Annotated in this window: 24 protein-coding genes; 12 read left to right on the top strand and 12 right to left on the bottom strand. The window is 72.0% G+C overall.

The features are described from left to right. Nucleotides 1-447 precede the first annotated feature (447 nt). The gene (locus ACFC51_RS01750; protein WP_376526489.1) at nt 448-1,425 is read right to left on the bottom strand and encodes a tetratricopeptide repeat protein; all 978 of its coding nucleotides are present in this window, start codon (nt 1,423-1,425) and stop codon (nt 448-450) included. 319 nt (nt 1,426-1,744) lie between these two features. Between ACFC51_RS01750 and ACFC51_RS01755 the strand changes: the two genes are divergently transcribed. Further along, nucleotides 1,745-2,425 (top strand): TetR/AcrR family transcriptional regulator, encoded by a 681-nt coding sequence (locus ACFC51_RS01755; RefSeq protein ID WP_376526491.1) that lies wholly within the window; start codon nt 1,745-1,747, stop codon nt 2,423-2,425. 36 nt (nt 2,426-2,461) lie between these two features. Here ACFC51_RS01755 and ACFC51_RS01760 read toward each other — a convergent pair whose 3' ends face one another. The 4 genes from ACFC51_RS01760 to ACFC51_RS01775 form a co-directional block, all read right to left on the bottom strand. After that, a complete protein-coding gene (locus ACFC51_RS01760) occupies nt 2,462-4,162 on the bottom strand; it encodes a methylmalonyl-CoA mutase (protein ID WP_376526494.1) in 1,701 nt (566 codons plus the stop codon). 83 nt (nt 4,163-4,245) lie between these two features. Continuing rightward, nucleotides 4,246-4,578, bottom strand: coding sequence for a DUF3817 domain-containing protein (locus tag ACFC51_RS01765; protein ID WP_376377035.1), 333 nt, complete (start codon nt 4,576-4,578; stop codon nt 4,246-4,248). A 50-nt stretch (nt 4,579-4,628) separates the two neighbouring features. Then, on the bottom strand, nt 4,629-5,144 hold the full coding sequence (locus ACFC51_RS01770; protein ID WP_376377034.1) for a MarR family winged helix-turn-helix transcriptional regulator: 516 nt from the start codon (nt 5,142-5,144) through the stop codon (nt 4,629-4,631). A 31-nt stretch (nt 5,145-5,175) separates the two neighbouring features. Continuing rightward, a complete protein-coding gene (locus ACFC51_RS01775; protein ID WP_376526496.1) occupies nt 5,176-6,474 on the bottom strand; it encodes an MFS transporter in 1,299 nt (432 codons plus the stop codon). Between the two features lie 71 nt (nt 6,475-6,545). Between ACFC51_RS01775 and ACFC51_RS01780 the strand changes: the two genes are divergently transcribed. Next, the gene (locus tag ACFC51_RS01780) at nt 6,546-7,532 is read left to right on the top strand and encodes a DUF5937 family protein (RefSeq protein WP_376526499.1); all 987 of its coding nucleotides are present in this window, start codon (nt 6,546-6,548) and stop codon (nt 7,530-7,532) included. A gap of 19 nt (nt 7,533-7,551) precedes the next feature. Here the strand turns inward: ACFC51_RS01780 and ACFC51_RS01785 are convergent, their stop codons facing one another. The 3 genes from ACFC51_RS01785 to ACFC51_RS01795 all read right to left on the bottom strand — a co-directional run bounded on the left by ACFC51_RS01785 (nt 7,552) and on the right by ACFC51_RS01795 (nt 9,721). Then, nucleotides 7,552-8,919 (bottom strand): glycosyl transferase, encoded by a 1,368-nt coding sequence (locus tag ACFC51_RS01785; protein ID WP_376527043.1) that lies wholly within the window; start codon nt 8,917-8,919, stop codon nt 7,552-7,554. A gap of 161 nt (nt 8,920-9,080) precedes the next feature. Beyond that, nucleotides 9,081-9,374: an MTH1187 family thiamine-binding protein gene (locus tag ACFC51_RS01790; protein ID WP_376526502.1), complete on the bottom strand. Its 294-nt coding sequence runs from the start codon at nt 9,372-9,374 to the stop codon at nt 9,081-9,083. Continuing rightward, a complete protein-coding gene (locus ACFC51_RS01795) occupies nt 9,371-9,721 on the bottom strand; it encodes a DUF3817 domain-containing protein (protein ID WP_329232959.1) in 351 nt (116 codons plus the stop codon). The genes ACFC51_RS01790 and ACFC51_RS01795 overlap by 4 nt, the downstream gene beginning before the upstream one ends. 209 nt (nt 9,722-9,930) lie before the next feature. Here ACFC51_RS01795 and ACFC51_RS01800 point away from each other — a divergent pair, with 209 nt between their 5' ends. From ACFC51_RS01800 to ACFC51_RS01815, 4 genes are all read left to right on the top strand, one after another. Then, nucleotides 9,931-10,563 (top strand): AIM24 family protein, encoded by a 633-nt coding sequence (locus ACFC51_RS01800; RefSeq protein ID WP_329239002.1) that lies wholly within the window; start codon nt 9,931-9,933, stop codon nt 10,561-10,563. Continuing rightward, a complete protein-coding gene (locus ACFC51_RS01805) occupies nt 10,563-11,213 on the top strand; it encodes an AIM24 family protein (RefSeq protein ID WP_376526504.1) in 651 nt (216 codons plus the stop codon). The genes ACFC51_RS01800 and ACFC51_RS01805 overlap by 1 nt, the downstream gene beginning before the upstream one ends. After that, nucleotides 11,210-11,989 carry an AIM24 family protein gene (locus ACFC51_RS01810; RefSeq protein ID WP_376526507.1) on the top strand — a complete coding sequence of 260 codons (780 nt, stop codon included), beginning with the start codon at nt 11,210-11,212 and terminating at the stop codon, nt 11,987-11,989. Before ACFC51_RS01805 ends, ACFC51_RS01810 begins: the two co-directional genes overlap by 4 nt. A 95-nt stretch (nt 11,990-12,084) precedes the next feature. Further along, complete coding sequence (locus ACFC51_RS01815; RefSeq protein WP_329232952.1) at nt 12,085-12,561, top strand: MarR family transcriptional regulator; 477 nt, start codon at nt 12,085-12,087, stop codon at nt 12,559-12,561. Between the two features lie 12 nt (nt 12,562-12,573). Here ACFC51_RS01815 and ACFC51_RS01820 read toward each other — a convergent pair whose 3' ends face one another. Both ACFC51_RS01820 and ACFC51_RS01825 read right to left on the bottom strand, forming a co-directional pair. After that, a complete protein-coding gene (locus ACFC51_RS01820) occupies nt 12,574-14,040 on the bottom strand; it encodes a sensor histidine kinase (RefSeq protein ID WP_376526510.1) in 1,467 nt (488 codons plus the stop codon). Then, complete coding sequence (locus tag ACFC51_RS01825) at nt 14,037-14,696, bottom strand: response regulator transcription factor (RefSeq protein ID WP_376526513.1); 660 nt, start codon at nt 14,694-14,696, stop codon at nt 14,037-14,039. The genes ACFC51_RS01820 and ACFC51_RS01825 overlap by 4 nt, the downstream gene beginning before the upstream one ends. A 120-nt stretch (nt 14,697-14,816) precedes the next feature. On the opposite strand from ACFC51_RS01825, the gene ACFC51_RS01830 reads away from it, so the two are divergent. Continuing rightward, nucleotides 14,817-15,452, top strand: coding sequence for a PepSY domain-containing protein (locus ACFC51_RS01830; RefSeq protein ID WP_376526516.1), 636 nt, complete (start codon nt 14,817-14,819; stop codon nt 15,450-15,452). A gap of 172 nt (nt 15,453-15,624) precedes the next feature. Here ACFC51_RS01830 and meaB read toward each other — a convergent pair whose 3' ends face one another. Both meaB and ACFC51_RS01840 read right to left on the bottom strand, forming a co-directional pair. Then, complete coding sequence (gene meaB / locus ACFC51_RS01835; protein ID WP_376526518.1) at nt 15,625-16,587, bottom strand: methylmalonyl Co-A mutase-associated GTPase MeaB; 963 nt, start codon at nt 16,585-16,587, stop codon at nt 15,625-15,627. A 31-nt stretch (nt 16,588-16,618) separates the two neighbouring features. Next, nucleotides 16,619-17,821, bottom strand: coding sequence for an acetyl-CoA C-acetyltransferase (locus tag ACFC51_RS01840; RefSeq protein ID WP_376377017.1), 1,203 nt, complete (start codon nt 17,819-17,821; stop codon nt 16,619-16,621). Nucleotides 17,822-17,955: 134 nt separating this feature from the next. On the opposite strand from ACFC51_RS01840, the gene mce reads away from it, so the two are divergent. The 5 genes from mce (at nt 17,956) to ACFC51_RS01865 (ending at nt 25,384) form a co-directional block, all read left to right on the top strand. Beyond that, nucleotides 17,956-18,384, top strand: coding sequence for a methylmalonyl-CoA epimerase (mce, locus tag ACFC51_RS01845; protein WP_329232943.1), 429 nt, complete (start codon nt 17,956-17,958; stop codon nt 18,382-18,384). Nucleotides 18,385-18,588: 204 nt separating this feature from the next. Continuing rightward, nucleotides 18,589-22,383, top strand: coding sequence for a polarized growth protein Scy (gene scy / locus ACFC51_RS01850; protein WP_376526521.1), 3,795 nt, complete (start codon nt 18,589-18,591; stop codon nt 22,381-22,383). 175 nt (nt 22,384-22,558) lie between these two features. Then, entirely contained in the window at nt 22,559-23,497 is a 939-nt protein-coding gene (locus ACFC51_RS01855; protein WP_376377012.1) for a cellulose-binding protein, read from the top strand. 91 nt (nt 23,498-23,588) lie between these two features. Beyond that, nucleotides 23,589-24,599, top strand: coding sequence for an ATP-binding cassette domain-containing protein (locus ACFC51_RS01860; RefSeq protein WP_376377010.1), 1,011 nt, complete (start codon nt 23,589-23,591; stop codon nt 24,597-24,599). A 5-nt stretch (nt 24,600-24,604) separates the two neighbouring features. Further along, entirely contained in the window at nt 24,605-25,384 is a 780-nt protein-coding gene (locus ACFC51_RS01865; RefSeq protein WP_376377008.1) for an ABC transporter permease subunit, read from the top strand. The last annotated feature ends 71 nt before the right edge of the window (nt 25,385-25,455 follow it).

The raw sequence follows: 25,455 nt of genomic DNA on the forward strand, positions 1-25,455 counted from the left end.
GCCACGCGTCTGCGCAACCCGTTTCGGACAGGCCCTGCCCAGGGGCAGGAACCCCCCTGTCCGCGATCGGCGCCACTGCCGCCGACCACCCGGTGGGGACCCAACGGACCCACATGCGCCGACCGGTTGCCGGGCTGACGGGTATTGGACCGAGCGTGGCCGATCGTGGTGCATTCGCGGCCGTGACACAAGGGGGGTCGTTACTCGCTAGTAACGGCCCGATAACCAGGACACGACAAAGGGGTACCGACCGGCCACACAGGGTGGCACCGGAGGCATGTGCGAATGGCGGGATACATATCCGAAACCGGACAGATCCTTGGAGGTGATTTACTGCCAGTAACAGTGCGTACTTTTATCAAGTTTTGGTAAAGCAAGCGGGTTCCTTGTCGTTCACCCGCGAAAACGGCCGTGGTGCCCCGAGGGCTCCACGGCCGTGTTGTCACATCAGAACAAGACGCGCGCCAGCGCCGTCCGGGCGGCGGTGACCCTGGGGTCGTCGGGCCCGATCACCTCGAAGAGCTCCAGGAGCCGCACCCGCACGGCGTCGCGGTCGTCGCCGGCATTCCGGCGGACCGTCTCGACGAGCCGGCCGAAGGCGTCCTCCACGTGGCCGCCCACGAGGTCCAGGTCGGCGGCGGCCATCTGCGCGGCCGGCTCCGCCGGATTCTCCGCGGCCTCCTTGCGGACCTGCTGCGGGTCCATGCCCGCTACCCGGCCCAGCAGTTCGGCCTGCGCGAGGCCGAGCTTCGCCTCGGTGTTGACCGGGTCGTCCGCGAGGACTCCCTTGTACGCCTGGACCGCACCGTCGAAGTCGTTGTCGTCCAGCGCCTGCGCGGCCGCCTCCAGCTGCGCGTCGTACGGACCAGCCGGCACCTCGGCGGGGACGCTCTCCTCGCCCTCGGCCCCTGCGCCCTGGTCCACGACGATCCCGGTGAGGCCGAACCGCTCCTCGCCGACCTGGATCAGCTGGTCCAGGGTCTGGCGGATCTGGCTCTCGGGGGCCGCACCCTGGAAGAGGGGGAGGGCCTGCCCGGCCACCACGGCGAAGACCGCCGGGATCCCCTGGATCCCGAACTGCTGCATCAGCATCTGGTTGGCGTCGACATCGACCTTGGCCAGCACGAAGCGGCCGTTGTACTCGGCGGCGAGGCGCTCGAGGAGCGGGCCGAGCTGCTTGCACGGCTCGCACCACTCGGCCCAGAAGTCGATGACGACGGGGACTTCGGTGGAGCGCTGGAGGACGTCGGTCTCGAAACCCGCCTCGTCGACGTCGATCACCAGGGAGGCGGGTGCGACGACACCGCCGCCCCCCTGCCGGGCGGACTCCGCGCGGGCCTGCTCCGCCTTCGCCTTGGCGTCGCCGGCCGCCTTCACAGCGGCGAGGTCGACGACGCCGCTCATGGACATGTTCCTAGGCTGCATACGTACATCCTCCCCCCTGCGCGCACTGTTCCGGAAAGCGATCCGCGAACCGCCCCCGTCCACAGCCACGCCGGTGTGCGCGGCGCGCGGACGGAAACGGTCTTGAGGCCCTGAATTACCCCGTGCTCGGTGCCGGGTCCCCACCCGGCGCCTGTGGCTGTCGATCGGTCGTGGCGCAACGACGGACGGACCGTCGCTTCTTACGCTACGACCCGTAGCGTAACTGTCCGCACCCCCTGCGGGGCAAGAGTGCGCGGTGATCTGTCTCACGGACTCCGGGGCCGGTCAGCGGTACTTACCGGCCGGTATGGTCACCCGCATGCTGAGCCGCAGCCCCACCGAACCCACCCGATCCGGACGTCCCCGCAGCGCCGAGGCCGACGCCGCGATCCTGGAGGCGACCCGTGCGTCGCTGGTCGACCTCGGGTGGTCGAAGCTGACGATGGGCGACGTGGCGACGCGGGCCGGGGTCGCCAAGACCACGCTCTACCGCCGCTGGGCCGGCAAGAACGAACTGGTCGTGGACGCGGTGGCGGTGCTCTTCGACGAGCTGGAGCTGCCCGATCTCGGCAGCCTCGCGGCCGACGTGCAGGCCGTGGTCCTCCAGTTCGCGGCCCTGCTGGAGCGGCCGGAGACCAAGACCGCGCTGATGGCCGTGGTCGCGGAGTCGACACGCGACGAGGCGCTGCGGGACCGGATAAGGAATTCGATCGTCGCCCGGCAGAAGCACCTGGTCCTGCAGGGGCGTGAGCGGGCGCAGGACCGCGGGGAGCTCCAGCTCGAACCGGACCCGGAGGTGGCTGCCCGCACCGTCGACCTGATCTTCGACGTGATCGCCGGCGCGGTGGTGCACCGGGCGCTGGTGAGCGCCGAGCCCGTCGACGCCGACTGGGCCCGGCGCTTCACCCTGCTGCTGCTCTCGGGACTGGGAGCGGCGTCCTCGCAGGAGCCTCCGCGCGCGTTCGCGCAGGATTCGCAGGAGTCCCCGCGGCGGAGCTGACCCCGCCACCAGGGGCCGGGAGGTCCCGGTCCGCCGTCAGAAGCCGGGCGGCTCCGTGTAGACGCCCCACTCGTCGCGCAGCACACCGCAGATCTCGCCGAGCGTCGCCTCGGCCCGTACGGCCTCCAGCATCGGCCCGATCATGTTCGAACCGTCGCGCGCCGCTGCGAGCATCGCGTCCAGCGCGCCCCGCACCCTCGCCTCCTCGCGGCCGGCCTTGCGCCCGGTGAGCTCGCGCACCTGCTCGCGCTCGACCTCGTGGCTGACCCGCAGGATCTCCAGGTCGCCGGTGACGGAGCCGTGGTGGACGTTGACCCCGACGACCCGCTTCTCGCCCTTCTCCAGCGACTGCTGGTAGCGGAAGGCCGATTCGGCGGTCTCGCCGGTGAACCAGCCGTCCTCGATGCCGCGCAGGATGCCGGAGGTCATCGGGCCGATGGGGTGCTTGCCGTCCGGATGCGCCCGGGTCCCCCGCTCCCTGATCTGCTCGAAGATCTTCTCGGCGTCCGCCTCGATGCGGTCGGTGAGCTGCTCGACGTACCACGAACCGCCCAGCGGGTCGGCGACGTTGGCGACGCCGGTCTCCTCCATGAGCACCTGCTGGGTCCGCAGCGCGATCTCGGCGGCCTGCTCGGAGGGGAGGGCGAGCGTCTCGTCCAGGGCGTTGGTGTGCAGGGAGTTGGTGCCGCCGAGGACCGCGGAGAGCGCCTCCACGGCGGTGCGTACGACGTTGTTGTACGGCTGCTGGGCGGTGAGCGAGACACCGGCGGTCTGGGTGTGGAAGCGGAGCCACTGCGCCTTGTCGGTCGTCGCCCCGTACGTCTCCTTCATCCAGCGGGCCCAGATCCTGCGGGCCGCGCGGAACTTGGCGATCTCCTCGAAGAAGTCGAGGTGGGCGTCGAAGAAGAAGGAGAGCCCGGGGGCGAAGGTGTCGACGTCCAGCCCGCGGGAGAGGCCGAGCTCCACGTAACCGAAGCCGTCGGCGAGGGTGTACGCGAGCTCCTGCGCGGCCGTGGCCCCGGCCTCGCGGATGTGGTAGCCGGAGACCGAGAGCGGCTTGTAGGCGGGGATGTCGCGGGCGCAGTGCTCCATCAGGTCGCCGATGAGCCGCAGATGCGGCTCGGGCTGGAAGAGCCACTCCTTCTGCGCGATGTACTCCTTGAAGATGTCGGTCTGGAGCGTGCCGTTGAGCACCGCCGGATCGACACCCTGGCGCTCGGCGGCGACCAGGTACATGCAGAAGACCGGGACGGCGGGACCGCTGATCGTCATCGAGGTGGTGACGTCACCGAGCGGGATGTCCTTGAAGAGGACCTCCATGTCGGCGGCGGAGTCGATGGCCACACCGCAGTGGCCGACCTCGCCGAGCGAGCGGGGGTCGTCGGAGTCGCGGCCCATCAGGGTCGGCATGTCGAAGGCGACGCTGAGCCCGCCTCCGCCGTTGGCCAGGATGGTCTTGTACCGCTCGTTGGTCTGCTCGGCGTTGCCGAAGCCGGCGAACTGGCGGATGGTCCAGGTGCGGCCCCGGTAGCCGGTGGCGTGGAGCCCCCGGGTGAAGGGGTACTCGCCGGGCCAGCCGATCCGCTCGAACCCCTCGTACGTGTCGCCGGGGCGGGGGCCGTACACGGGGTCCACCGGGTCCCCGGAGAGCGTGGTGAAGTCCGCGTCGCGCTTGCGGGCCTTGTCGTAACGGGCCTGCCAGCGGCGGCGGCCTTCCTCGATCTCTTGAGCGTCCATGGAACAAATTTACTAGGACGTCCTAGTAAATGTCGACGGCAAACCGCCCGGCGCTTCGCGCGGGGCGGTCCGGGTGGGGCGGATCAGGCCTTGACGGCCTGCGGGGAGCCGTCGGTGACCAGCGGCTCGATCTCGCGGACGACCTTGCGCTCGACGAAGAACGCGGCGGTCGGGATCGTGCCCGAGACGAGCACCCAGAGCAGCTTGCCGACGGGCCACTTCGCCTTGGAGCCGAGGTCGAAGGCGAAGACCAGGTAGATGATGAAGAGGACACCGTGGAGCTGCGAGACGACGAGGGTCAGCCCCTCACCGGTGTCGAATCCGTACTTGAAGACCATGCACACGCACAGGATCATCAACATGACGGCGGTGACGTAGGCCATCACCCGATAGCGGGTCAGCACGCTGCGTTTCATGACATCGAGCGTAACCGGGCCGCCGGGGCGATCTTCAGGCGCCCCGCCCCTCACTCCCGCCTGTCGTCGAAGTCCTGAGCGGCCACCCGGAGCGGGCGCAGCATGGCGAAGATCTCGGCGCACTCCTCCGCGTCGTACGCCCCGAGCCCGAAGTCCATCTCCATGAGGTCCTGGCTGGCCGCCTCGACGACCTCGCGCCCCTTGTCCGTGATGGAGGCGAGGGTTCCGCGCCCGTCGTTGGGGTTGGGGCGCTTGTCGACCAGCCCCGAGCGCACCAGCCGGTCGACGGTGTTCGTCACCGAGGTGGGGTGGACCATCAGGCGCTCGCCGATCTTGGACATCGGCAGCTCACCGGCCTGCGAGAAGGTGAGGAGGACCAGTGCCTCGTAGCGGGCGAAGGTCAGCCCGTACGGCTTGACCACCGCGTCCACCTCGGCGAGCAGGATCTGCTGCGCACGCATGATCGACGTGATCGCGCCCATGGAGGGCACCGGCCCCCAGCGCCGGTTCCAGAGTTCCTCGGCGCGGGCGATGGGATCGAAGGGGAGGCTGAGCGGCTTCGGCACGGCACGACCTTACCCACTGGTCACATGGCGGTCAGCCCTGTCTCGCACTTCGGTACCGGACACGCGTTCTACGCACCTCGGCGACGAGGAGGAGCGTGCAGACGGTACCGGCGGCGCCCGAGTACGCGACGACCTGGTGCACCGGGAGGAATTCGGCGGCCAGTCCGGCGAGCGCCATGCCGAGCCCCTGGACGGTCATGAGGCCGGCGGTGAGGATCGTCATGGCCCGGCCCCGCAGCTCCTCCGGGACCGCCTCGACGAACCACTGGTCGAGCCCGATGACGTAGGCGGCACCGGCCCCGGTGAGCACGAGCACCAGCGGTGCCAGGGCCGTGCCCGGGTGGAACGCGTAGAGCACGAGGGGCAGCAGGCCCAGGGCGGCGGCCGGCAGGACGAGCCGGGAGCGGGCGGCCGGGCCGAGGGCGGTGCCCACGTACAGCTCGGCACCGATGTGCCCGACGGCCATCGCGCACATCAGCAGCCCCACACCGGCGGGGCCGGCGCCGATCGCGTCCGCGTACGGCGCCGCGAGCGCCTCCGGGGCGACCACGAAGAAGGCCGGGACCCAGAAGAGCAGGAGCAGACCCCGGATCCCCCGGTCGCCGAGGACGGCCCTGGCCCCGGCGAGGGACTCCTTGAGCAGCGCGCCGCCCGCGCCCGCAGCCGCCCGGGCGGGCCGGTCCGCCGTGCCGAGGCGCAGCAGGGCGGCCGAGCAGAGGAAGGTCAGCACGGTGACGGTGATCGCCCCGCGCGGGGAGAGCGCGGTGAGCAGCACCCCGCCCGCACCGAAGCCGACGAGCAGGGCGCTCTGCGAGACGAGGCGGAGCAGTGAACGCCCCAGGACGTAGAGGTCGCCCTCGCCCAGGATGTCGGTGAGCGCCGCCGTGCGGGTCCCCGTGAAGACGGGTGCCACCGCCGCCACCACGCAGCGCAGCACGAGCAGCCCCGCGACGGGGGTGGCGGGCAGGACCATCACCGCGACGCAGGCCGCGCAGACCAGGTCGCAGGTGACGAGGACGCGGCGGGCCGGACAGCGGTCGGCGACCCCGGCGAAGAGCGTGCCGCCGACGACGTAGGGGAGGAAGCCGAGGGCGAAGGTGAGGGCGGAGAGCAGGGGGGAGCCGGTGAGGTCGTAGACGAGCACGGTGAGCGCCAGTTCGCTGACGACCACGCCGAGGAGGGAGAGGAGGTGCGCGGCGAAGACCGCCCGGAACTCCCGGACGGCGAACACGGCCCGGTATCCGGCGGCCGTGGAGCCCTCCGGCGCCGGCGTACCGGCGGTGGGCTCGTCGAGGGGTGCGCTCGCGGGAGCGGAGGTGTCGTTCGGCATGGACGCAGCGTGGGGCAGCTCACCCGTCGCGCCGTAGACTTTCGGCTCACGCCGAAAGTTGGGTGGTTCCCATGCCGTTCCATCTGCACTTCGACGAGAGCGACCTGCTCCGCTGCCGCTTCGCTCTCTCGCCGCTCTGGGAGACGCAGGAGGCGGTGCGCACCCTCCACCGCCCCGGCCGGCACGGCTACCACCTGCCCTGGCTGCGACGGATCGCGGAGGGCGCGGCCGGACTGGACCTCGGACCGCTGTGGGCGCTGATGCCGGACGGCGGTCACAACCCCGACTTCATCTGCCCGCCGCCGCTCGGACCGCTCGCCACCTTCGCCGACGAGATCGCGGCCGTACGCGCGACGGAGCCGGCGACCGCCCGCGACGACATGGCGCTCGCCCTCGCCGACACCCCGGAGGGCCCGCACTCCCCCGCCGGGCGGCGGCTCCTGGCCGATCCGGCGCGGGCGGTGCGGGAACTGGCGGACCTGCTGGAGCGGGCCTGGCAGGTGATGGTCGAGCCGCACTGGCCACGGCTGCGCGCCCTGCTGGAGGCGGACATCGCCTTCCACTCGCGCCGCCTCGCCGAGGTCGGTTTCGAACGGCTGCTCGGCGAGATCAGCCCGCAGCTGCGCTGGGCGGAGTCGACCCTGACCGTGGTCGGCACCCGGGGCGACCACAGCCGTGTCCTCGGCGGCCAGGGGCTCGTCCTGATGCCCAGCGTCTTCGTCTGGCCCGAAGTCGTCGGCGGCCACGAGGCACCCTGGCAGCCCGCGGTGATCTACCCCGCACGCGGCATCGGCGGGCTGTGGACGGAATCCGCCGACCGGACACCGGACACGCTCGCCCGGCTGCTGGGGCGGGCGCGGGCCGATGTGCTGTGCGCACTGGGCGAACCGGCCGGGACGAGCGCGCTGGCGCACCGGCTCTCGCTGGCCCCGTCCTCCGTGTCGGCCCACCTGTCGGCGCTGCGAGCGGCGGGCCTGCTGACCTCACGGCGGTACGGCCATCAGGTGCTGTACGAGCGCACCCCGCTCGGCATCGCGCTGGCCGGCCAGGAGCCCTGAGCGGGCGGGGCCTCGCTGATCAGCTGCCTCCGGCCGGGGTGGCCGCCAGGGTGGGTTCCGTCTCCTGCGCGGGAAGCGGGCGGGAGGGGCGCCCGGCGGGGCTGCTCCCCCGGCCGCGCACCGCCGTGTCGACCAGCACCACGCACGGCACGACGGCGGTGGCCAGGGGAAGCACCGCCCGGACGCCGAGCGCCGCGTGCGTACAGGCGAGCAGAAGGCTCAGCGGGCCGAGCAGGCAGGTGACCACGGCCACGGGCCGGTGGAGCAGGGTCAGGGTGTAGCCCAGCAGCCCGCCGGGCCCCCTGCGGAACAACGCCTTCCCGTAGGGCCGCAGAAGCTCCCCGGCCCTCCAGGGGGTGCGGTCCGGCCGGGGGGCCTCCTGGTCGCCGGCCACCTGCGCCTGCGCGGTCCGCACGGAACTCCAGTACCGGCCGGTCAGCGGGTTGCGCAGGCGGTGGATCCCGAAGCCGGTGGCCGGCCCGGCCGCCGCCGAGTCGTGGAAGCCTCCGGCCCCACGCAGCGCCGCGACGCGCACGACGGCCCCGGCGCCGGCCAGCAGGGGCGTGCCGTGGCGGTTGCCCGCGCGCTGGACCAGCGCGTCGAAGCGGGGGGTCGCGGTGACGGCCGCCGCGTCGCTCCCGCGGACCGCCGGGCCGACGACGAACGCCGTGTCGGGGTCGCGGAAGTACCCCGTCGTCCGCTCCAGGAAGCCCGGCCGCGGGACATGGCCGGTGTCCACGGAGGCGAGGACCTCGTAGCCGTCACCGTGCTTGGCGAGCCAGGCGTTGTGGTTGCCGTGTCTCGTCCCGGCCCGGTGCGGGCCGGTCGGCCGGTTCCACTCGGGAACCCCGAGGCGGGTGAAGTGGTGCACGCCCAGCTCGGCGCAGAGCATCCGCGCCTCCGGGTCGTCGCCCTCGTCGAGCAGCCACACGTCCAGCGGGCCGGGGTGGCGCATCCGTACGGCGCCCTCCAGGGTCGCCCGCACCCTGGTGAGCGGCTCCCTGCCCGGCGTGTACGTGACGAGGAAGGCGACCTGGAGGCCGGGCTCGGGCGCCACCGGGTCCGGGTCCCTCGCCACCGTCACGGCGTACGCGACGACGGCCACGTTGACCAGCAGGAACAGCTCGATCAGGCCGACGGACACCAACGCCACGGAGTCGGCGAGCACCAGCCATCTCCGGCCCTCCCCGCGCGTGGCCCAGTGCGTGGGCCACAGCAGGTGGACGAGCAGCAGTCCGGTGAGCGCGGGGACAACCGCCGCGAGGAGCACCGTTCCCGACCGGTGCGGCCTCGCGCCCGGGAGGGTGCGGGGCCCGACGGGGCGCCGTGCGGCGGGCGGTTCCGCGGGACGGCCGCGGCTGTCGTGGTCGTGACCCTGCGACGGCATCACGCCTCCCATGGTCGGATATGCAGGTATGCCCACAGAAGGGGAGATACGGCACGGTGTCGACCCGGCAGGTCCGAGTGAGGGGATTTCTTCGCCCGAACGGGAGGAGCCCCCTCGCCGGGGGCTCCCGGCCCGCGCGGGGCAGGGGTACGGACGGCGCGTCAGCCCGCCAGGTGCCGTTCCACGGTATCCACCTTGGAGGTCAGGCCGTCGGTGACGCCGGGCCGGATGTCGGCCTTCAGCACCAGTGAGACACGGCCCGCACGCGCCTCGACGGCGGCGACGGCGCGCTTGACGACGTCCATGACCTCGTCCCACTCCCCCTCGACGGAGGTGAACATCGCGTCCGTGCGGTTGGGCAGGCCGGATTCACGGACGACGCGCACGGCGTCGGCCACGTACTCGCCGACGTCCTCGCCCACGCCCAGCGGGCTCACGGAGAAGGCGACGATCACGCGCTGACCGTCCCCTCGGCGCGGGCACGGGCGGCGATGACGCCGTCGGCCTCGTACTTCTTGAGCAGCTTCTCGCCGTAGAGGCCGCCGAAGGGGACGACCGCCAGCAGGAAGAACAGCGCGACGCGCTTGAGCGGCCACTTGGCCTTGACCCACACGTCCACGAGGAAGATCACGTAGATCGTGAAGAGCAGGCCGTGCAGCGCGCCGAGGGGCGGCATCAGGAAGTCGATGTCCGAGACCCGCATGAGCAGCGAGCCGAAGATGAGCAGCGCCGGGAAGGACAGCGCCTCGGGAAGCGAGATGAGGCGCAGCCGGTGCAGGGCGGAAGCGGTCTTGATGTCCACGAGGGCACCTTCGGTGGGAGGGGCGTGTCGGCTTGTGAACGCAGGCACAAGCACAGCCATTGTGGCATCGGCCGCGGCCCTCGACGGCAGGGGGTCCGCGCCGGGCACCCCCGGCACGTATCGGCCCATATCAGGGCCGTGCCGGAGCGGGGAGCGGCGACCTGGCTCTGTCCGCCGGCCCCTCCTGCGGCTACCGTCGCACCGTGGCGATGTTCCGACTCCAAGGCAGCAAGACGCTCGCCGTCGACCTGACGGGCGATGCCGTCAAGGCGAAGAACGGCTCGATGGTCGCGTACGACGGCCGGATGGCGTTCAAGAAGATGTCCGGGGGCGGTGAGGGTCTCCGCGGCATGGTGACCCGCCGGCTGACCGGCGAACAGATGGTGATGATGGAGGTGACGGGGCAGGGCACCTGCTATTTCGCCGACCGCGCGAGCGAGATCAACCTCGTCTCGCTGCACGGCGAGACGCTGTACGTCGAGGCCAGCAATCTGCTGGCCACCGACGCCGCGCTGCGCACCGGCACCTCGTTCACGGGCCTGCGGGGCGGGGCGAGCGGCAACGGCCTGTTCACCACGACCGTCGAGGGCACCGGCCAGGCGGCGATCATGTCGGACGGCTCGGCCGTGGTGCTGCGGGTGACGCCCCAGTACCCCCTGAACGTCGACCCGGGCGCCTACATCGCCCACCAGGGCAGGCTCCAGCAGCACTTCCAGTCCGGGGTGAACTTCCGGACGCTCATGGGCGAGGGGTCCGGCGAGTCCTTCCAGATCCGCTTCGAGGGCGACGGGCTCGTCTACGTCCAGCCCAGCGAGCGGAACACCGTCGGGGGCGATGTCTGATGCCGTTCCGCGAGATCAACTCGAAGATGGTCGAGGCCGTGGTGGGCCCCGGCCAGAAGATGTACAGCCAGCGAGGCGCGATGATCGCGTACCGGGGCGAGGTCTCCTTCACCCCGAACATCCAGGGCGGGCAGGGCGGCCTCGGGTCGATGATCGGCCGGCGCATGGCGAACGAGGCGACCCCGCTGATGACCGTCGAGGGCAACGGCACGGTGATGTTCGGCCACGGCGGCCACCACATCCAGGTGATCAACCTGGCCGGCGACACCCTCTACGTGGAGGCCGACCGGCTGCTCGCGTTCGACGGGACGCTCACCCAGGGCACCATGTTCATGGGCTCGCAGGGCGGGGTGATGGGCATGGTGCGCGGCCAGGTGACCGGGCAGGGCCTGTTCACGACGACGCTCAAGGGCCACGGCGCCGTCGCGGTGATGGCCCACGGCGGGGTGATCGAGCTGCCGATCTCCCCGGGGAGGCCGGTGCACGTGGACCCGCAGGCCTACGTCGCCCACCACGGGGACGTGACCAACAAGCTGTCCACCGCGCTGGGCTGGCGCGACATGGTGGGGCGCGGTTCCGGTGAGGCGTTCCAGCTGGAGCTCAGCGGCAACGGAGCGGTGTACGTCCAGGCGTCGGAGGAGAAGCTGTGAGCACGCCGGTGGTTTTCGACCCGATGACGCTGCCCTCGGACGACAACGTCAACGCCTACACCTTCTGCGTGGAACTCAAGGGGGGCCAGTGGTTCCTGCAGAAGGGCAAGATGATCGCCTACTACGGGCGGATCGACTTCAACGGCATCGGGCACGGGCGCTTCGAGCGGCTGATCCGCACGAGCTTCCACTCCCCGCTGCACGCGAGCGACTGGGTGGTGGCCGAGGGCAGCGGCAAGATGCTGCTCGCCGACCGCGCCTTCGACGTGAACTCCTTCGACCTCGAGGACGGCAACCTCACGATCAGGTCCGGGAACCTGCTGGCCTACCAGCCGACGCTGGCGTTGAAGCAGTCCATCGTGCCGGGCTTCCTGACCCTGATCGGTACGGGCAAGTTCGTCGCCGCGTCCAACGGCCCGGTGGTCTTCATGGAGCCGCCGCTGCGGGTGGACCCGCAGGCGCTGGTGGGGTGGGCGGACTGCCCCTCCCCCTGCCACCACTACGATCACGGCTACATGACCGGGGTCATGGGCGGGCTGCGCTCGCTCACCGGGATCGGCGGGACCTCGGGCGAGGAGCACCAGTTCGAGTTCGTCGGGGCGGGTACGGTCCTGCTCCAGTCGACCGAGGTGCTCATGCCCGAGCAGGCCACCGGCGCCGTCCCGCACGAGCCCGGGGTGCCGGGGGGCGGCCCCGGAGGCGGGGGCGGTCAACACGGCTCCACACCCCGCATGCCCGGTCAGCTGGGGGACCTCCAGCGTCGCTTCGGGCTGTGAACGGTAGTCTGCGGAGTGTGACGCCCGGCAGTACGTGCGCGGGGTCACACTCCCAGACTTCGTCCGGCTTTCAACATCTTAGGTAGAATCCATACATGGAGACCGAGACGGCCACTCGCTGGCTGACCGACGCGGAGCAGTGCGCCTGGCGCACCCACCTGGACGTCAGCAGGCTGCTGACGCATCAGCTGGAGAAGGACCTCCAGCCGTTCGGCCTGACCATGAACGACTACGAGATCCTGGTCAACCTCTCGGAGTCGGAGGAGCAGCGGATGCGGATGAGCGATCTCGCCGCCGCCACCCTGCAGTCCAAGAGCAGGCTCTCCCACCAGATCACCCGCATGGAGAACGCCGGCATGGTGCGGCGCCAGCACTGCGAGTCGGACCGGCGCGGACTGTTCGCGGTCCTCACGGACCTCGGCGCGGAGACGATGAAGAAGGTCGCGCCGCACCACGTCGAGTCGGTGCGCAGGCACTTCATGGACCTGCTCTCCCCCGAGGAGCTCTCCGCGCTGCACGCGGCCCTGACCCCGATCGCGGACCATCTGCGCGGGCGGCGCGGCAAGCCGTAGCAAAGGGCGCCCTCAGCCGTCGTCGGCCGTCCGCCCCGGCTCCTGCGCCGCGGTCCGGCCCGGCAGCCGCAGGGTGAACCGGGCGCCGCCGTCCGGCGCCGTGCCCACGGTGAGCGTGCCGCCGTGGCGGGCGGCCACGTCACGGGCGATGGCCAGACCGAGCCCGGCTCCGCCCTCGTCGCGGCCGCGGGCGTCGTCCAGGCGCACGAAGCGCTCGAAGATCCGCTCCCGTTGGGCCTCGGGGACGCCGGCGCCGTCGTCGGAGACCTCCACGAGGACGTCACCGCGCTCCGCCCGCACCGAGACGCCGACCGAACGCCCCGCGTGCCGCTGGGCGTTGTCCAGCAGATTGCCGACCACCCGGGCCAGCTGCCCGCGGGAACCGGCGACGTCGAGCGCTCCGGTCCCCTCCACGGACACCTCGGGCGGGATGCGGTCCGCCGCGCGCTGGGAGACCTCCTCGCGGACCAGCGCACCCAGGTCGACCGCCGTACGCCCCGGCCGCTCCCCCGCGTCCAGACGGGCGAGCAGCAGCAGATCGGCGGCCAGCACCTGGAGCCGTACGGTGTCGGCGACCGCTCCGGGCACGTCCAGCAGCTCCGGATGGGCGGCCCCCACCTCCAGCTGCGTGCGCAGCGAGGCGATCGGGCTGCGCAGCTCGTGCGAGGCATCGGCCACGAAGCGCCGCTGCCGGTCGACCGATCCCTCCAGCACGGTCAGGGTCTCGTTGGTGGTGCGGGCCAGCCGCGCGATCTCGTCCCGCGAGTCCGGCTCGGGCACCCGGCGGCCGAGGTCCTCGGACGCCGTGATCGCGGCCAGCTCCCGCCGGATGCCCTCGACCGGGCGCAGTGCGCGCCTGGTGACCAGCCAGGTCACCCCGGCGACGACGAGCAGCATGACGGGCAGCCCCGTCAGCATGGAGGTGCGTACGGTGTCGACGGCCTGCTGCTCGGCCGCGAGCGGGGCGCCCGCGTGCACGGTGAGGGTGACGTCCTTCTTCGTCGTGGCCTCGACGGTGGCGAAGCGGTAGTCCGCCGTCTCGCCGTCGACCGTGGCGGTGCCGTTGCCGAAGTCCGGCGCGTCCGACGAGACCTCGCCGCCGGCCGGATCGCCCCCGTCGTCGTCATCGTCGTCATCGTCGTCCCCAGGACTCGGCACCGGCGCCGAGGGGCCCGGTACGACCCGGGACGTGCCCGTCCCCGAGATCGCCTCCAGGTCCTTGGAGACGGCCACCACGCGCCCCGCCTCGTCGGTGACCTGGACCGGGTGGGTCTCCTCGTCGCCCAGTTCGAGCTCCGCGTAGGGCACCCCCAGGGCAAGCTGCCCGGCCGCCTCGCGCGCGGCCACCTCCGCCTCCAGCCCGGCCCGGTCCGTCAGGTTGCCGCGCAGCACCGCCAGCACGGCGAGCCCGGCGACGACCAGGGCCACGGCGACGACCAGCGTGGCGCCCAGGGCCGCACGGGCGCGCACGGACCTCACGGCGTCTCCAGCCGGTAGCCCGCGCCCCGTACCGTGCGGATCGACGCGGCGCCGAGCTTGCGGCGCAGGGTGCTGACGTAGACCTCGACGATGTTGGGGTCGCCGTCGTAGGCGAAGTCCCAGACGTGTTCCAGGATGTCCGCCTTGCTGACCACCTCGCCCGCCCGCTGCGCGAGCTGCTCCAGGACGGCGAACTCCTTCGCGGTGAGGACGACTTCGTCCCCACGCAGGTGCACCCTGCGGGCGGCGGTGTCCATCCGCAGCGCGCCGGCGGTGAGCACCGGGGATGCGGAGCCTCCGCGACGGCGCAGCAGGGCCCGGATCCGGGCGACGAGCACCACGTACGAGAACGGCTTGGTCAGGTAGTCGTCGGCGCCCGTGTCGAGGCCCTCCGCCTCGTCGTACTCCCCGTCCTTGGCGGTCAGCATCAGGATCGGCGTCCCGTGCCCGGCGGCGCGCAGTGCGGCGCAGATCCGGTAGCCGTTCATCCCGGGCAGCATGATGTCCAGGACCACGAGGTCGTGGACGCCCTGGCCGGCCAGGTGCAGCCCCTCCAGGCCGTCGTGCACGACGTCGACGGCGAAGCCCTCGGCGGTGAGTCCCTTCGCGAGGGACGTCGCGAGACGCTTCTCGTCCTCCACGATCAACAGGCGCATGGGGACAGCTTCCCAAACCGGACCTGAAGGCGTCTTCAGGTGGCTTCAGCCTGCGTTCAGCATCGCCGGGCCAGTGTGGTTCCCGTCGCACCGCACATCCCGTCGGGGAGGAAACCCACCATGAAGCGCAACATCGCCATCGCCGCCGTCACCGCCGCCGTGCTCGTCGGAGGCGGGATCGCCACGACCGCCGCGTTCGCGGACTCCGACGGCGACCGGGCCGACGGCCGGGCGTCCTCGGCGGACGCACGGACCGGGAGCACCGGGAGCACGAAGGAAGGCCGGGCCGCCGTCGACGACGCCGTCGGCGCCGCCCTGAAGGCCGTCCCCGGCACGGTCACCGAGGCCGAGCTGGACGATGACGACGGCTCCCGTACGGTCTGGGAGCTCGACGTGTACGGCTCGGACAAGGTCTGGCACGACGTGACCGTGGACGCCGCGGACGGCACGGTGCTGTCCGACCGGGAGGGCGGCTCCGCATCCGGCGCCGACGACCGCGACCGGCACGCGCCCCGTTCGGCGGCGGTCTCCCTGGACGCGGCGGTGGCGGCGGCGCTCGCCCAGCAGCCCGGCACGGTGACCTCCGTGGACCTGGACGACGATGACGACGACGCCGGTCGCGGACCGCTGCACTGGGACGTCGACGTCGCGGGCAAGGACGGCAAGGAGCACGAACTGCGGGTGGACGCGAAGAGCGGCAAGGTCACCGTGGACCACGACAACGACAACGACAACGACGACGGTGACGACGACTGACCCGTCCCCCTCGGAGCGGCCGTCCACGGTCCTGTCCGGCGTCGTCCCACAGGTGACGCCGGACAGGGCAGGTGCCGTCGTCCGGCGGCAGGACGGCCTCGCCACGCCGGACACGCCGCCCACGCCGGGCCCCGCCGGAGCGGCGTGCGGCCCGGTACGCCCCCGGGATCCGTCAGGTGCCGCCCGTGAGCCCCGCGACCAGCTCGTCCGCCGCCGCGTACGGGTCGAGGCCGCCGGCCACGATCCGTTCCGCGAGGGCGTCCAGCCGGCGGTCGCCGTGCAGATCGGCGATCCGTTCGCGGAGCGCGGTGACGGCGATCGTCTCGACCTCGCGGGCGGCGCGCGCCGTGCGCCGCCCGGCCAGGACGCCGTGCTCCTCCATCCAGGCCCGGTGCTTCTCCAGGGCTTCGACGACCTCGTCGATGCCCTCGCCCCGGGCGGCGACCGTCTTCACGATCGGCGGCCGCCAGTCGCCCGGCCCCCGGGACTCCCCCAGGCCCAGCATGTGGTTGAGCTCGCGGGCGGTGGCGTCCGCCCCGTCCCGGTCGGCCTTGTTCACGACGTAGACGTCGCCGATCTCCAGGATTCCGGCCTTCGCCGCCTGGATGCCGTCGCCCATGCCGGGGGCGAGGAGGACGACGGAGGTGTCGGCCTGGGAGGCGATCTCCACCTCCGACTGGCCGACCCCCACCGTCTCCACGAGGATCACGTCGCAGCCCGCCGCGTCGAGCACCCGGATCGCCTGCGGTGCCGACCAGGCCAGTCCGCCCAGATGGCCGCGGGTGGCCATCGAACGGATGTAGACGCCCGGGTCGGAGGCGTGCTCCGACATCCGGACCCGGTCACCGAGGAGCGCGCCCCCGGAGAACGGCGACGACGGGTCGACGGCGAGGACCCCGACCCGCTTGCCCGCCGCGCGGTAGGCGGAGACCAGCGCCGAGGTGGAGGTGGACTTGCCGACACCCGGCGATCCGGTCAGCCCGACGACGTAGGCGTGACCCGCGAGCGGTGCCAGGGCGGCCATCACCTCGCGCAGCTGCGGCGAGGCACCCTCCACCAGGGAGATGAGCCGGGCCACCGCACGCGGCCTGCCCTCTCTCGCCTGCTCGACCAGGGTGGGGACGTCCACTGTCACGCTCGGCCTCCTCGCTCGCTCCTACGGTGTACTACTTGCCCGGTACGCGGATGATCAACGCGTCGCCCTGACCGCCGCCGCCGCACAGGGCCGCCGCCCCGGTGCCGCCGCCGCGCCGCTTCAGCTCCAGCGCCAGGTGCAGCACCACGCGGGCGCCGGACATCCCGATGGGGTGGCCGAGCGCGATCGCGCCGCCGTTCACGTTCACCTTGTCGGAGGTGACGCCGAGGTCCTTCATCGACTGGACCGCGACGGCCGCGAACGCCTCGTTGATCTCGATGAGGTCGAGGTCCTCGACGCCGATGCCCTCCTTCTTCAGGGCGTGGCGGATGGCGTTGGACGGCTGCGACTGGAGCGAGTTGTCCGGACCCGCCACGTTGCCGTGGGCACCGATCTCGGCGATCCAGTCCAGGCCCAGCTCCTCGGCCTTGGCCCTGCTCATGACGACGACGGCGGCTGCGCCGTCGGAGATCTGCGAGGAGGTGCCCGCCGTGATCGTGCCGTCCTTGGTGAAGGCCGGGCGCAGCTTCCCGAGGGACTCCGCGGTCGTCTCGGGCCGGATGCCCTCGTCCTTGGAGAAGAGGACCGGGTCGCCCTTGCGCTGCGGGATCTCGACCGGGGTGATCTCGGCCTCGAAGATGCCGTTCTTCTGCGCGGCGGCGGCGCGCTGGTGGGACAGGGCGCCGATCTCGTCCTGGTCGGCGCGGGCCAGACCCAGGCGGGTGTTGTGCTTCTCGGTGGACTCGCCCATCGGGATGTTCTCGTAGGCGTCCGTCAGACCGTCGTACGCCATCGAGTCGAGCATCTCGACCGCGCCGTACTTGTACCCCTCGCGGGACTTCGGGAGCAGGTGCGGGGCGTTGGTCATCGACTCCTGGCCGCCGGCCACCACGACGTCGAACTCACCGGCGCGGATCAGCTGGTCCGCCAGGGCGATCGCGTCGAGCCCCGAGAGGCACACCTTGTTGACGGTGAGCGCGGGAACGTTCAGCGGGATACCGGCCTTGACCGCCGCCTGGCGCGCCGGGATCTGCCCTGCCCCGGCCTGGAGGACCTGGCCCATGATCACGTACTCGACCTGGTCGCCGCCGATCCCGGCCCGGTCCAGCGCTGCCTTGATGGCGACGCCTCCGAGGTCGGCTCCGGAGAAGCTCTTCAGCGAGCCGAGGAGACGGCCCATGGGCGTACGAGCGCCCGCGACGATCACTGAGGTGGTTCCGGTCGTTCCTGACATGAGGCGCAGCCCCTTGGATTGGTTGTGAACGAGGGTTTACCTGAATGTACTGAGCGGTACGGCGCCCGTCATCCGGCTGTCGGTGTGATCGCGCGCACGTTGCGTAACCACCTGCGGGGCGCTGCACTGGTTCCATGCTGACGCGAATCGACCACATCGGAATCGCCTGCTTCGACCTCGACAGGACGGTGGAGTTCTACCGTGCGACCTACGGCTTCGAGGTGCACCACTCCGAGATCAACGAGGAGCAGGGTGTCCGCGAGGCCATGCTGAAGATCAACGACACCTCGGACGGCGGGGCTTCCTACCTCCAGCTGCTGGAACCGACCCGGGAGGACTCGGCCGTCGGCAAGTGGCTGGCGAAGAACGGCGAGGGGGTGCACCACATCGCCTTCGGGACCGCGGACGTCGACGGGGACGCCGCGGACATCCGCGGGAAGGGCGTCCGGGTGCTGTACGACGAGCCCAGGACCGGGTCCATGGGCTCCCGGATCACCTTCCTCCACCCCAAGGACTGCCACGGTGTGCTGACCGAACTGGTCACCTCGGCGACGGAGCACTGACCCGACCGATACCGGCCCGGTAGAGTGGGTGGTTCCGGGCCGGGGCCGGATCGGGGCCGTGCCGCGTCCTCGCAGTTGATCTGTCACCATTCCCCGGGGGGACGGTTCGCCGGCGAGCGGTACTCGTACGGAGAATTGCGACCAGGGTTGGGGTCTCCCCTGCTCGAAAGACGTTGAGAGCTCGGGGAAGGATGGGACCGCGCAGTGCGGGGCTACGAGAGCCAGCAGAGCCACCGAGCTGACGACGACCATCTCTCGCGGTTCGAAGCCGAGATGGACCGGCTGAAGACCGACCGGGAGAAGGCCGTCCAGCACGCCGAGGACCTCGGTTACCAGGTCGAGGTCTTGCGCGCCAAGCTTCACGAGGCGCGGCGCAATCTGGCGACCCGTCCCGCACACGACAGCGCGGACATCGGCTACCAGGCCGAACAGATGCTCCGCAACGCCCAGATCCAGGCGGACCAGCTGCGGACCGACGCCGAGCGCGAGTTGCGCGAGGCCAGGGCGCAGACGCAGCGCATCCTGCAGGAGCACGCCGAGCATCAGGCGCGTCTGCAGGCGGAGTTGCACGCCGAGGCCGTGCAGCGGCGTCAGCGGCTCGACCAGGAGCTGGCGGAGCGCCGTCAGACCGTCGAGTCCCACGTCAACGAGAACGTCGCCTGGGCCGAGCAGTTGCGGGCCAGGACCGAGTCCCAGGCCCGCCGTCTCCTGGACGAGTCGCGCACGGAGGCCGAGCAGTCGCTGGCCGCCGCCCGCGCCGAGTCGGCCAGGCTGGCCGACGAGACCCGTCGCCGCCTCAACTCCGAGACCGAGTCGGCCCGTGCCGACGCCGAGTCCACGCTGCTGCGCGCCCGCAGGGACGCCGAGCGGCTGCTCGAGGCCGCCTCCACGCAGGCCCAGGAGGCCACCAGCCACGCGGAGCAGCTGCGCTCGACGGCCACCGCCGAGACCGACCAGACCCGGCAGCAGACGGCGGAGCTGAACCGCACCGCCGAGCAGCGCATGCAGGAGGCCGAGACCCGGCTGCGCGAGGCCCGGCTGGAGGCCGAGAAGGTCCTCGCCGAGGCGAAGGAGGCCGCGGTCAAGCGGCTGGCCGGCGCCGAGTCGCAGAACGAGCAGCGCACGCGCACGGCCAAGTCCGAGATCGCCCGGCTGGTCGGTGAGGCCACCAAGCAGGCCGAGACCCTCAAGGAAGAGGCCGAGCAGGCACTCGTCGACGCCCGGGCCGAGGCCGAGCGGGTCGTCGCGGAGGCCGCGGAGAAGGCCCGCACCCTGGCCGCCGAGGACGCCGCGGCCCAGCTCGCGAAGGCGGCCCGCAGCGCCGAGGAGGTGCTGACCAAGGCGTCCGACGACGCCAGGTCCACGACCAGGGCCGCGGGCGAGGAGGCCGACCGGATCCGCCGCGAGGCCGAGGCCGAGGCGGAGAAGCTGCGCGGCGAGGCCGCCGAGCAGGCCGACCAGCTCAAGGGCGCGGCCAAGGACGACACCAAGGAGTACCGCGCCAGGACGGTCGAGCTGCAGGAGGAGGCCCGCCGTCTCCGCGGCGAGGCCGAGCAGCTGCGCTCCGAGGCCGTGGCCGAGGGCGAGCGGATCCGCGGCGAGGCCCGCCGCGAGGCCGTCCAGCAGCTGGAGGAGGGTGCCCGCACCGCCGAGGAGCTGCTCACCGAGGCCAAGTCCGACGCCGAGGAGCTGCGGACCTCCGCCGGCGCCGAGAGCGAGCGGGTCCGGACCGAGGCGGCCGAGCGTGCCGCCACCCTGCGCAAGCAGGCCGAGGAGGCGCTGGAGCGCAGCCGCGCCGAGGCGGAGAAGCTCCGTGCCGAGGCAGAGGAGCAGGCCGCCGCCCTGACCGCCGCGGCGGAGAAGGCGGCCGAGGAGCTGCGCGAGGAGACCGAGCGCGGGGTCGAGGCCCGCAAGGCCGAGGCGGCCGAGGAGCTGGCCCGGCTGCACACCGAGGCCGAGTCCCGGGTCACCGCGGCCGAGGAGGCGCTCGCCGAGGCGCGTACGGCGGCGGAGCAGATCCGCCGCGAGACGAGCGAGGAGTCCGAGCGCCTGCGCACGGAGGCGGCCGAGCGGGTCCGTACGCTCCAGGAGCAGGCCACGACGGAGGCCGAGCGGCTGCGCACCGAGGCGGCCGCCGACGCCGCGCGGTCCCGTTCCGAGGGCGAGTCCGTCGCCGTACGGCTGCGCACCGAGGCCGCCACGGAGGCCGAGCGCCTGAAGAACGAGGCCCAGGAGAACGCCGACCGGGTGCGCTCCGAGGCCGCGGCCGCCGCCGAGCGGGTCGGCACCGAGGCCGCCGAGGCCCTCGCAGCCGCCCAGGAGGAGGCCAACCGCCGCCGGCGCGCTGCCGAGGAGGCACTCGGCTCCGCGCGCGCCGAGGCGGAGCAGGAGCGCGAGCGCGCCCGCGAACAGAGCGAGGAGCTCCTCGCCTCCGCGCGCAAGCGGGTCGAGGAGGCCCAGGCGGAGGCCCAGCGCCTGGTCGAGGAGGCGGAGAGCCGGGCCTCCGAGCTGGTCTCCGCCGCCGAGCAGACCGCCCAGCAGGTGCGCGACTCCGTCGCCGGGCTGCAGGAGCAGGCCGAGGAGGAGATCACCGGGCTGCGTTCCGCCGCCGAGCACGCGGCGGAACGGACGAGGACGGAGGCGCAGGAGGAGGCGGACCGGGTCCGCTCCGACGCCTACGCCGAGCGCGAGCGGGCCGCCGAGGACGCCAACCGGACCCGCCAGGTCGCGCACGAGGAGTCGGAGGCCGCCAAGACCCTGGCCGAGCGGACCGTGTCCGAGGCCATCACCGAGTCGGAGAAGCTGCGCTCGGACACCTCGGAGTACAGCCAGCGGGTCCGCACCGAGGCCTCCGACGCTCTGGCGTCGGCGGAGCAGGACGCCGCGCGTGCCCGCGGCGAGGCCCGGGAGGACGCCAACCGGATCCGTACCGAGGCGGCGGCGCAGGCCGACCGGCTCATGGCCGAGGCGGCGACCGAGAGCGAGCGGATCCGCACCGAGGCCACCGAGCAGTCGGAGCGCTTCGTCGGCGAGGCGACCGACGAGGCGGAGCGGCTGCACGCGGAGGCGGCGCAGACCGTCGGATCGGCCCAGGAGCACGCGGCCCGCACCCGCGAGGAGGCGGAGCGGCTCCGTGCCGACGCCGAGTCCGCGGCGGAGCAGGTGCGCGCGGAGGCCCGCGAGGAGGCGGACCGGCTGCTGGACGAGGCGCGCGAGGCGGCGGCGAAGCGCCGTGCCGACGCCGCCGAACAGGCCGACCAGCTCGTCGAAAAGGCCCAGGAGGAGGCGCTGCGCGCCGCCACCGAGGCCGAGGAGCAGGCCGACAGGATGGTCGGCGCTGCGCGCAACGAGGCGGTCCGGATCACCTCCGAGGCCACGGTCGAGGGCAATTCCCTGGTGGAGCGGGCCCGTACGGACGCGGACGAGCTGCTCGTCGGCGCCCGCCGGGACGCCACGGCCACCCGGGAGCGGGCGGAGGAGCTCCGGACCCGGGTCGAGAGCGAGATCGAGGAACTGCACGAGCGCGCCCGGCGCGAGACCTCCGAGCAGATGAAGACGGCGGGCGAGCGCGTCGACAAGCTGATGAAGGCGGCGACGGAACAGCGGGCGGAGGCCGAGGCCAAGGCCAAGGAGCTGCTCTCGGACGCGAATTCGGAGGCGAGCAAGGTCCGTATCGCCGCCGTGAAGCGCGCCGAGTCGCTCCTCAAGGAGGCCGAGACCAAGAAGGCCGAACTGACCCGCGTGGCCGAGAAGTTGCGGGCCGACGCGGAGGCCGAGGCCAAGCAGACGGTGGACGAGGGACGCAGGGAGCTGGACCTGCTCGTCCGCAGGCGCGAGGACATCAATACGGAGATCTCCCGTGTCCAGGACGTCCTCGAGGCGTTGGAATCTTTCGAGGCTCCGGGTGGAACGGGCAAGGCGTCGGGCGGTGGCGCCGGGGGCGTCAAGGCCGGCGCGTCGGCGGGTACCCGGTCGGGTGGCAAGGCGTCGGACGGGTAGCCCCTCGCGGATTTTGCCATGAACATTTAAGCCTTCGGGTCGCAAGCGCTCCGGGGGTCAGCCACTCAAAAGGGGTGTCATTCTCCATACCAAAGCGGCATCTTCACGTTGACACGCCGCCCAGGCCCCTAGGATTCCCTCTAACACCTCACCGGTCTCATTCGACAGGAACCCCATGAGCGACCCTTCCTCCCCCTTCGGCTTCGAGCTCGTGCGACGTGGATACGACCGCGGTCAGGTGGACGACCGCATTACCAAACTCGTCGCCGACCGTGACAGCGCTCTCGCCCGTATCACCTCTCTGGAAAAGCGCATCGAGGAACTCCACCTCGAGACGCAGAACGCCCAGGCCCAGGTCAACGACGCCGAGCCGTCGTACGCCGGTCTCGGCGCCCGCGTCGAGAAGATCCTCCGTCTCGCCGAGGAGGAGGCGAAGGACCTGCGCGAGGAGGCCCGCCGCGCGGCCGAGCAGCACCGCGAGCTGGCCGAGTCGGCCGCCCAGCAGGTGCGCAACGACGCGGAGACGTTCGCCGCGGAGCGCAAGGCGAAGGCCGAGGACGAGGGCGTCCGTATCGTCGAGAAGGCCAAGGGCGAGGCGAGCACGCTCCGCACCGACGCCCAGAAGGACGCCCAGCAGAAGCGCGAGGAGGCCGACGCCCTCTTCGAGGAGACCCGCGCCAAGGCCGCCCAGGCCGCCGCGGACTTCGAGACGAACCTCGCCAAGCGCCGTGAGCAGTCGGAGCGCGATCTCGCGTCCCGTCAGGCGAAGGCCGAGAAGCGCCTGGCCGAGATCGAGCACCGCGCGGAGCAGCTCCGCCTGGAGGCCGAGAAGCTCCGTACGGACGCCGAGCGCCGCGCCCGCCAGACGGTGGAGACGGCTCAGCGTCAGGCCGAGGACATCGTGGCGGACGCCAACGCCAAGGCCGACCGGATCCGCAGCGAATCGGAGCGCGAGCTGGCGGCGCTCACCAACCGCCGCGACTCGATCAACGCCCAGCTGACCAACGTCCGCGAGATGCTGGCGACGCTGACGGGCGCCGCGGTCGCCGCCGCGGGCTCCCCGGTCGAGGACGACTCCGCCACCCGCGGGGTCCCCGCCCAGCAGACCCGCTGACGTACGGCACGTACGTCGGACGTACTCCTTCACGCGCCCGGTTCCGCCTTTGTGGTGGCGCCGGGCGCGCGGCCGTTCTAGCGTGAGCGGCATGATCGAGCTGGACGGCCTCACCAAGCGCTTCGGCAACAAGGTTGCCGTCGACCGTCTGTCATGCCGGGTCAGGCCCGGGATGGTGACGGGGTTCCTCGGCCCGAACGGGGCGGGCAAGTCCACCACCATGCGGATGATGCTCGACCTCGACAACCCGACCAGCGGCACGGTGCGCATCGACGGCCGCCACTACCGCGAGCTCCAGGAGCCGCTCAAGCACATCGGGGCGCTGCTCGACGCCAAGTCGATGCACGGCGGCCGCAGCGCGTACAACAACCTCCTGTGTCTCGCCCAGAGCAACCGCATCCCGGCGAGCCGGGTCTCCCACGTGCTCGACACGGTCGGTCTGAGCGCGGTGGCGAAGAAGAAGTCCAAGGGTTTCTCCCTCGGTATGGGCCAGCGGCTGGGAATCGCCGCCGCACTGCTGGGCGACCCCGAGATCCTGATGTTCGACGAACCCGTCAACGGTCTGGACCCGGAGGGGATCCACTGGATCCGGAATCTGATGAAGACCCTCGCCGCGGAAGGACGGACGATCTTCGTCTCCTCCCATCTGATGAGCGAAATGGCCCTGACCGCGGATCATTTGATCGTCATCGGGCAGGGAAAGCTGCTCGCCGACACGTCGATGGCCGACTTCATCCACGAGAACTCCCGGAGCTTCGTACGGATGCGCTCGCCGGAGCAGGAGCGCCTGCGTGACGTGCTGCACGCGGAGGGCGTCGTGGCGGTCGAGTCGGGCAGCGGCACGCTGGAGATCGACGGCGAGGCCCCGGAGCGGCTCGGCGAGCTCGCCGGCCGGCACGGGATCGTGCTGCACGAGCTCAGCGCCCAGCGGGCGTCCCTGGAGGAGGCCTTCATGCAGATGACCGCGGGCTCCGTGGAGTACCACGCCCACTCCGAACGCGAGGGCGCCCCGCCACCGCAGGCGGGCCCGCAGTGGGGCGAGGGATGGGGCCCGCAGCGGACCGGCGGCCGCACGGCCGACGACGGCACGAAGGGGGCGTGACGGTGATGGCATCGGTACCCGCGGTCCTGAATTCCGAGTGGACCAAGATCCGTACGGTCTCGTCGACCACCTGGACGCTGGTGTGCGCGTTCGTCGTCACCGTCGCCATGGGCGCGGCGCTCAGCGCCCTGCTGAACAGCCAGTTCGACGATCTCTCCGACGCCGAGCGGGCCACCTTCGACCCGACCTTCGTGAGCTTCTCCGGAATGGTCCTGGGACAGCTGGCGATGGTGGTCTTCGGCGTCCTGGTGGTGGGCACGGAGTACAGCTCCGGGATGATCCGCACCTCGCTCGCGGCCGTGCCGCAGCGCGGGTCGTTCCTCTTCAGCAAGATCGCCGTGGCGGGCGTCCTGGCCCTGGTGGTCGGCCTCGCCACCAGCTTCGTCACCTTCTTCCTCAGCCAGGCGCTGCTCGGCGACCGCGGCACCGACATCGGCGCGCAGAACGTGCTGCGTGCGGTCTTCGGCGGCGGCGTCTACATGGGGCTGATCGCGGTCTTCTCCATGGGCGTGGCCACGATGCTGCGCAGCTCCATGCTGTCGCTCGGCATCCTGATGCCGTTCTTCTTCCTCGTGTCGCAGATCCTCTCGGCGGTCCCCGGGGCGAAGAGCGTGGCCCGCTACTTCCCCGACCAGGCCGGCTCCAAGATCATGCAGGTGGTCCCGGACGCCATGAACAGCGACCCGGCACCCTACGGCCCGTGGGCGGGGCTCGGGATCATGGTGCTGTGGGTGGTGGCGGCGCTGATCGGCGGCTACCTCGTGCTGAGGAAGCGGGACGCCTGAGCGGAGTCCCGCCCGCCGACGCTCCGGGGAACGGCTTGGCCGGAACCGTGTGCCGCTGGTTATCCTCCTAA

It is taken from the genome of Streptomyces sp. NPDC055962 (assembly GCF_042270185.1).
Taxonomy (GTDB): Bacteria; Actinomycetota; Actinomycetes; order Streptomycetales; family Streptomycetaceae; genus Streptomyces.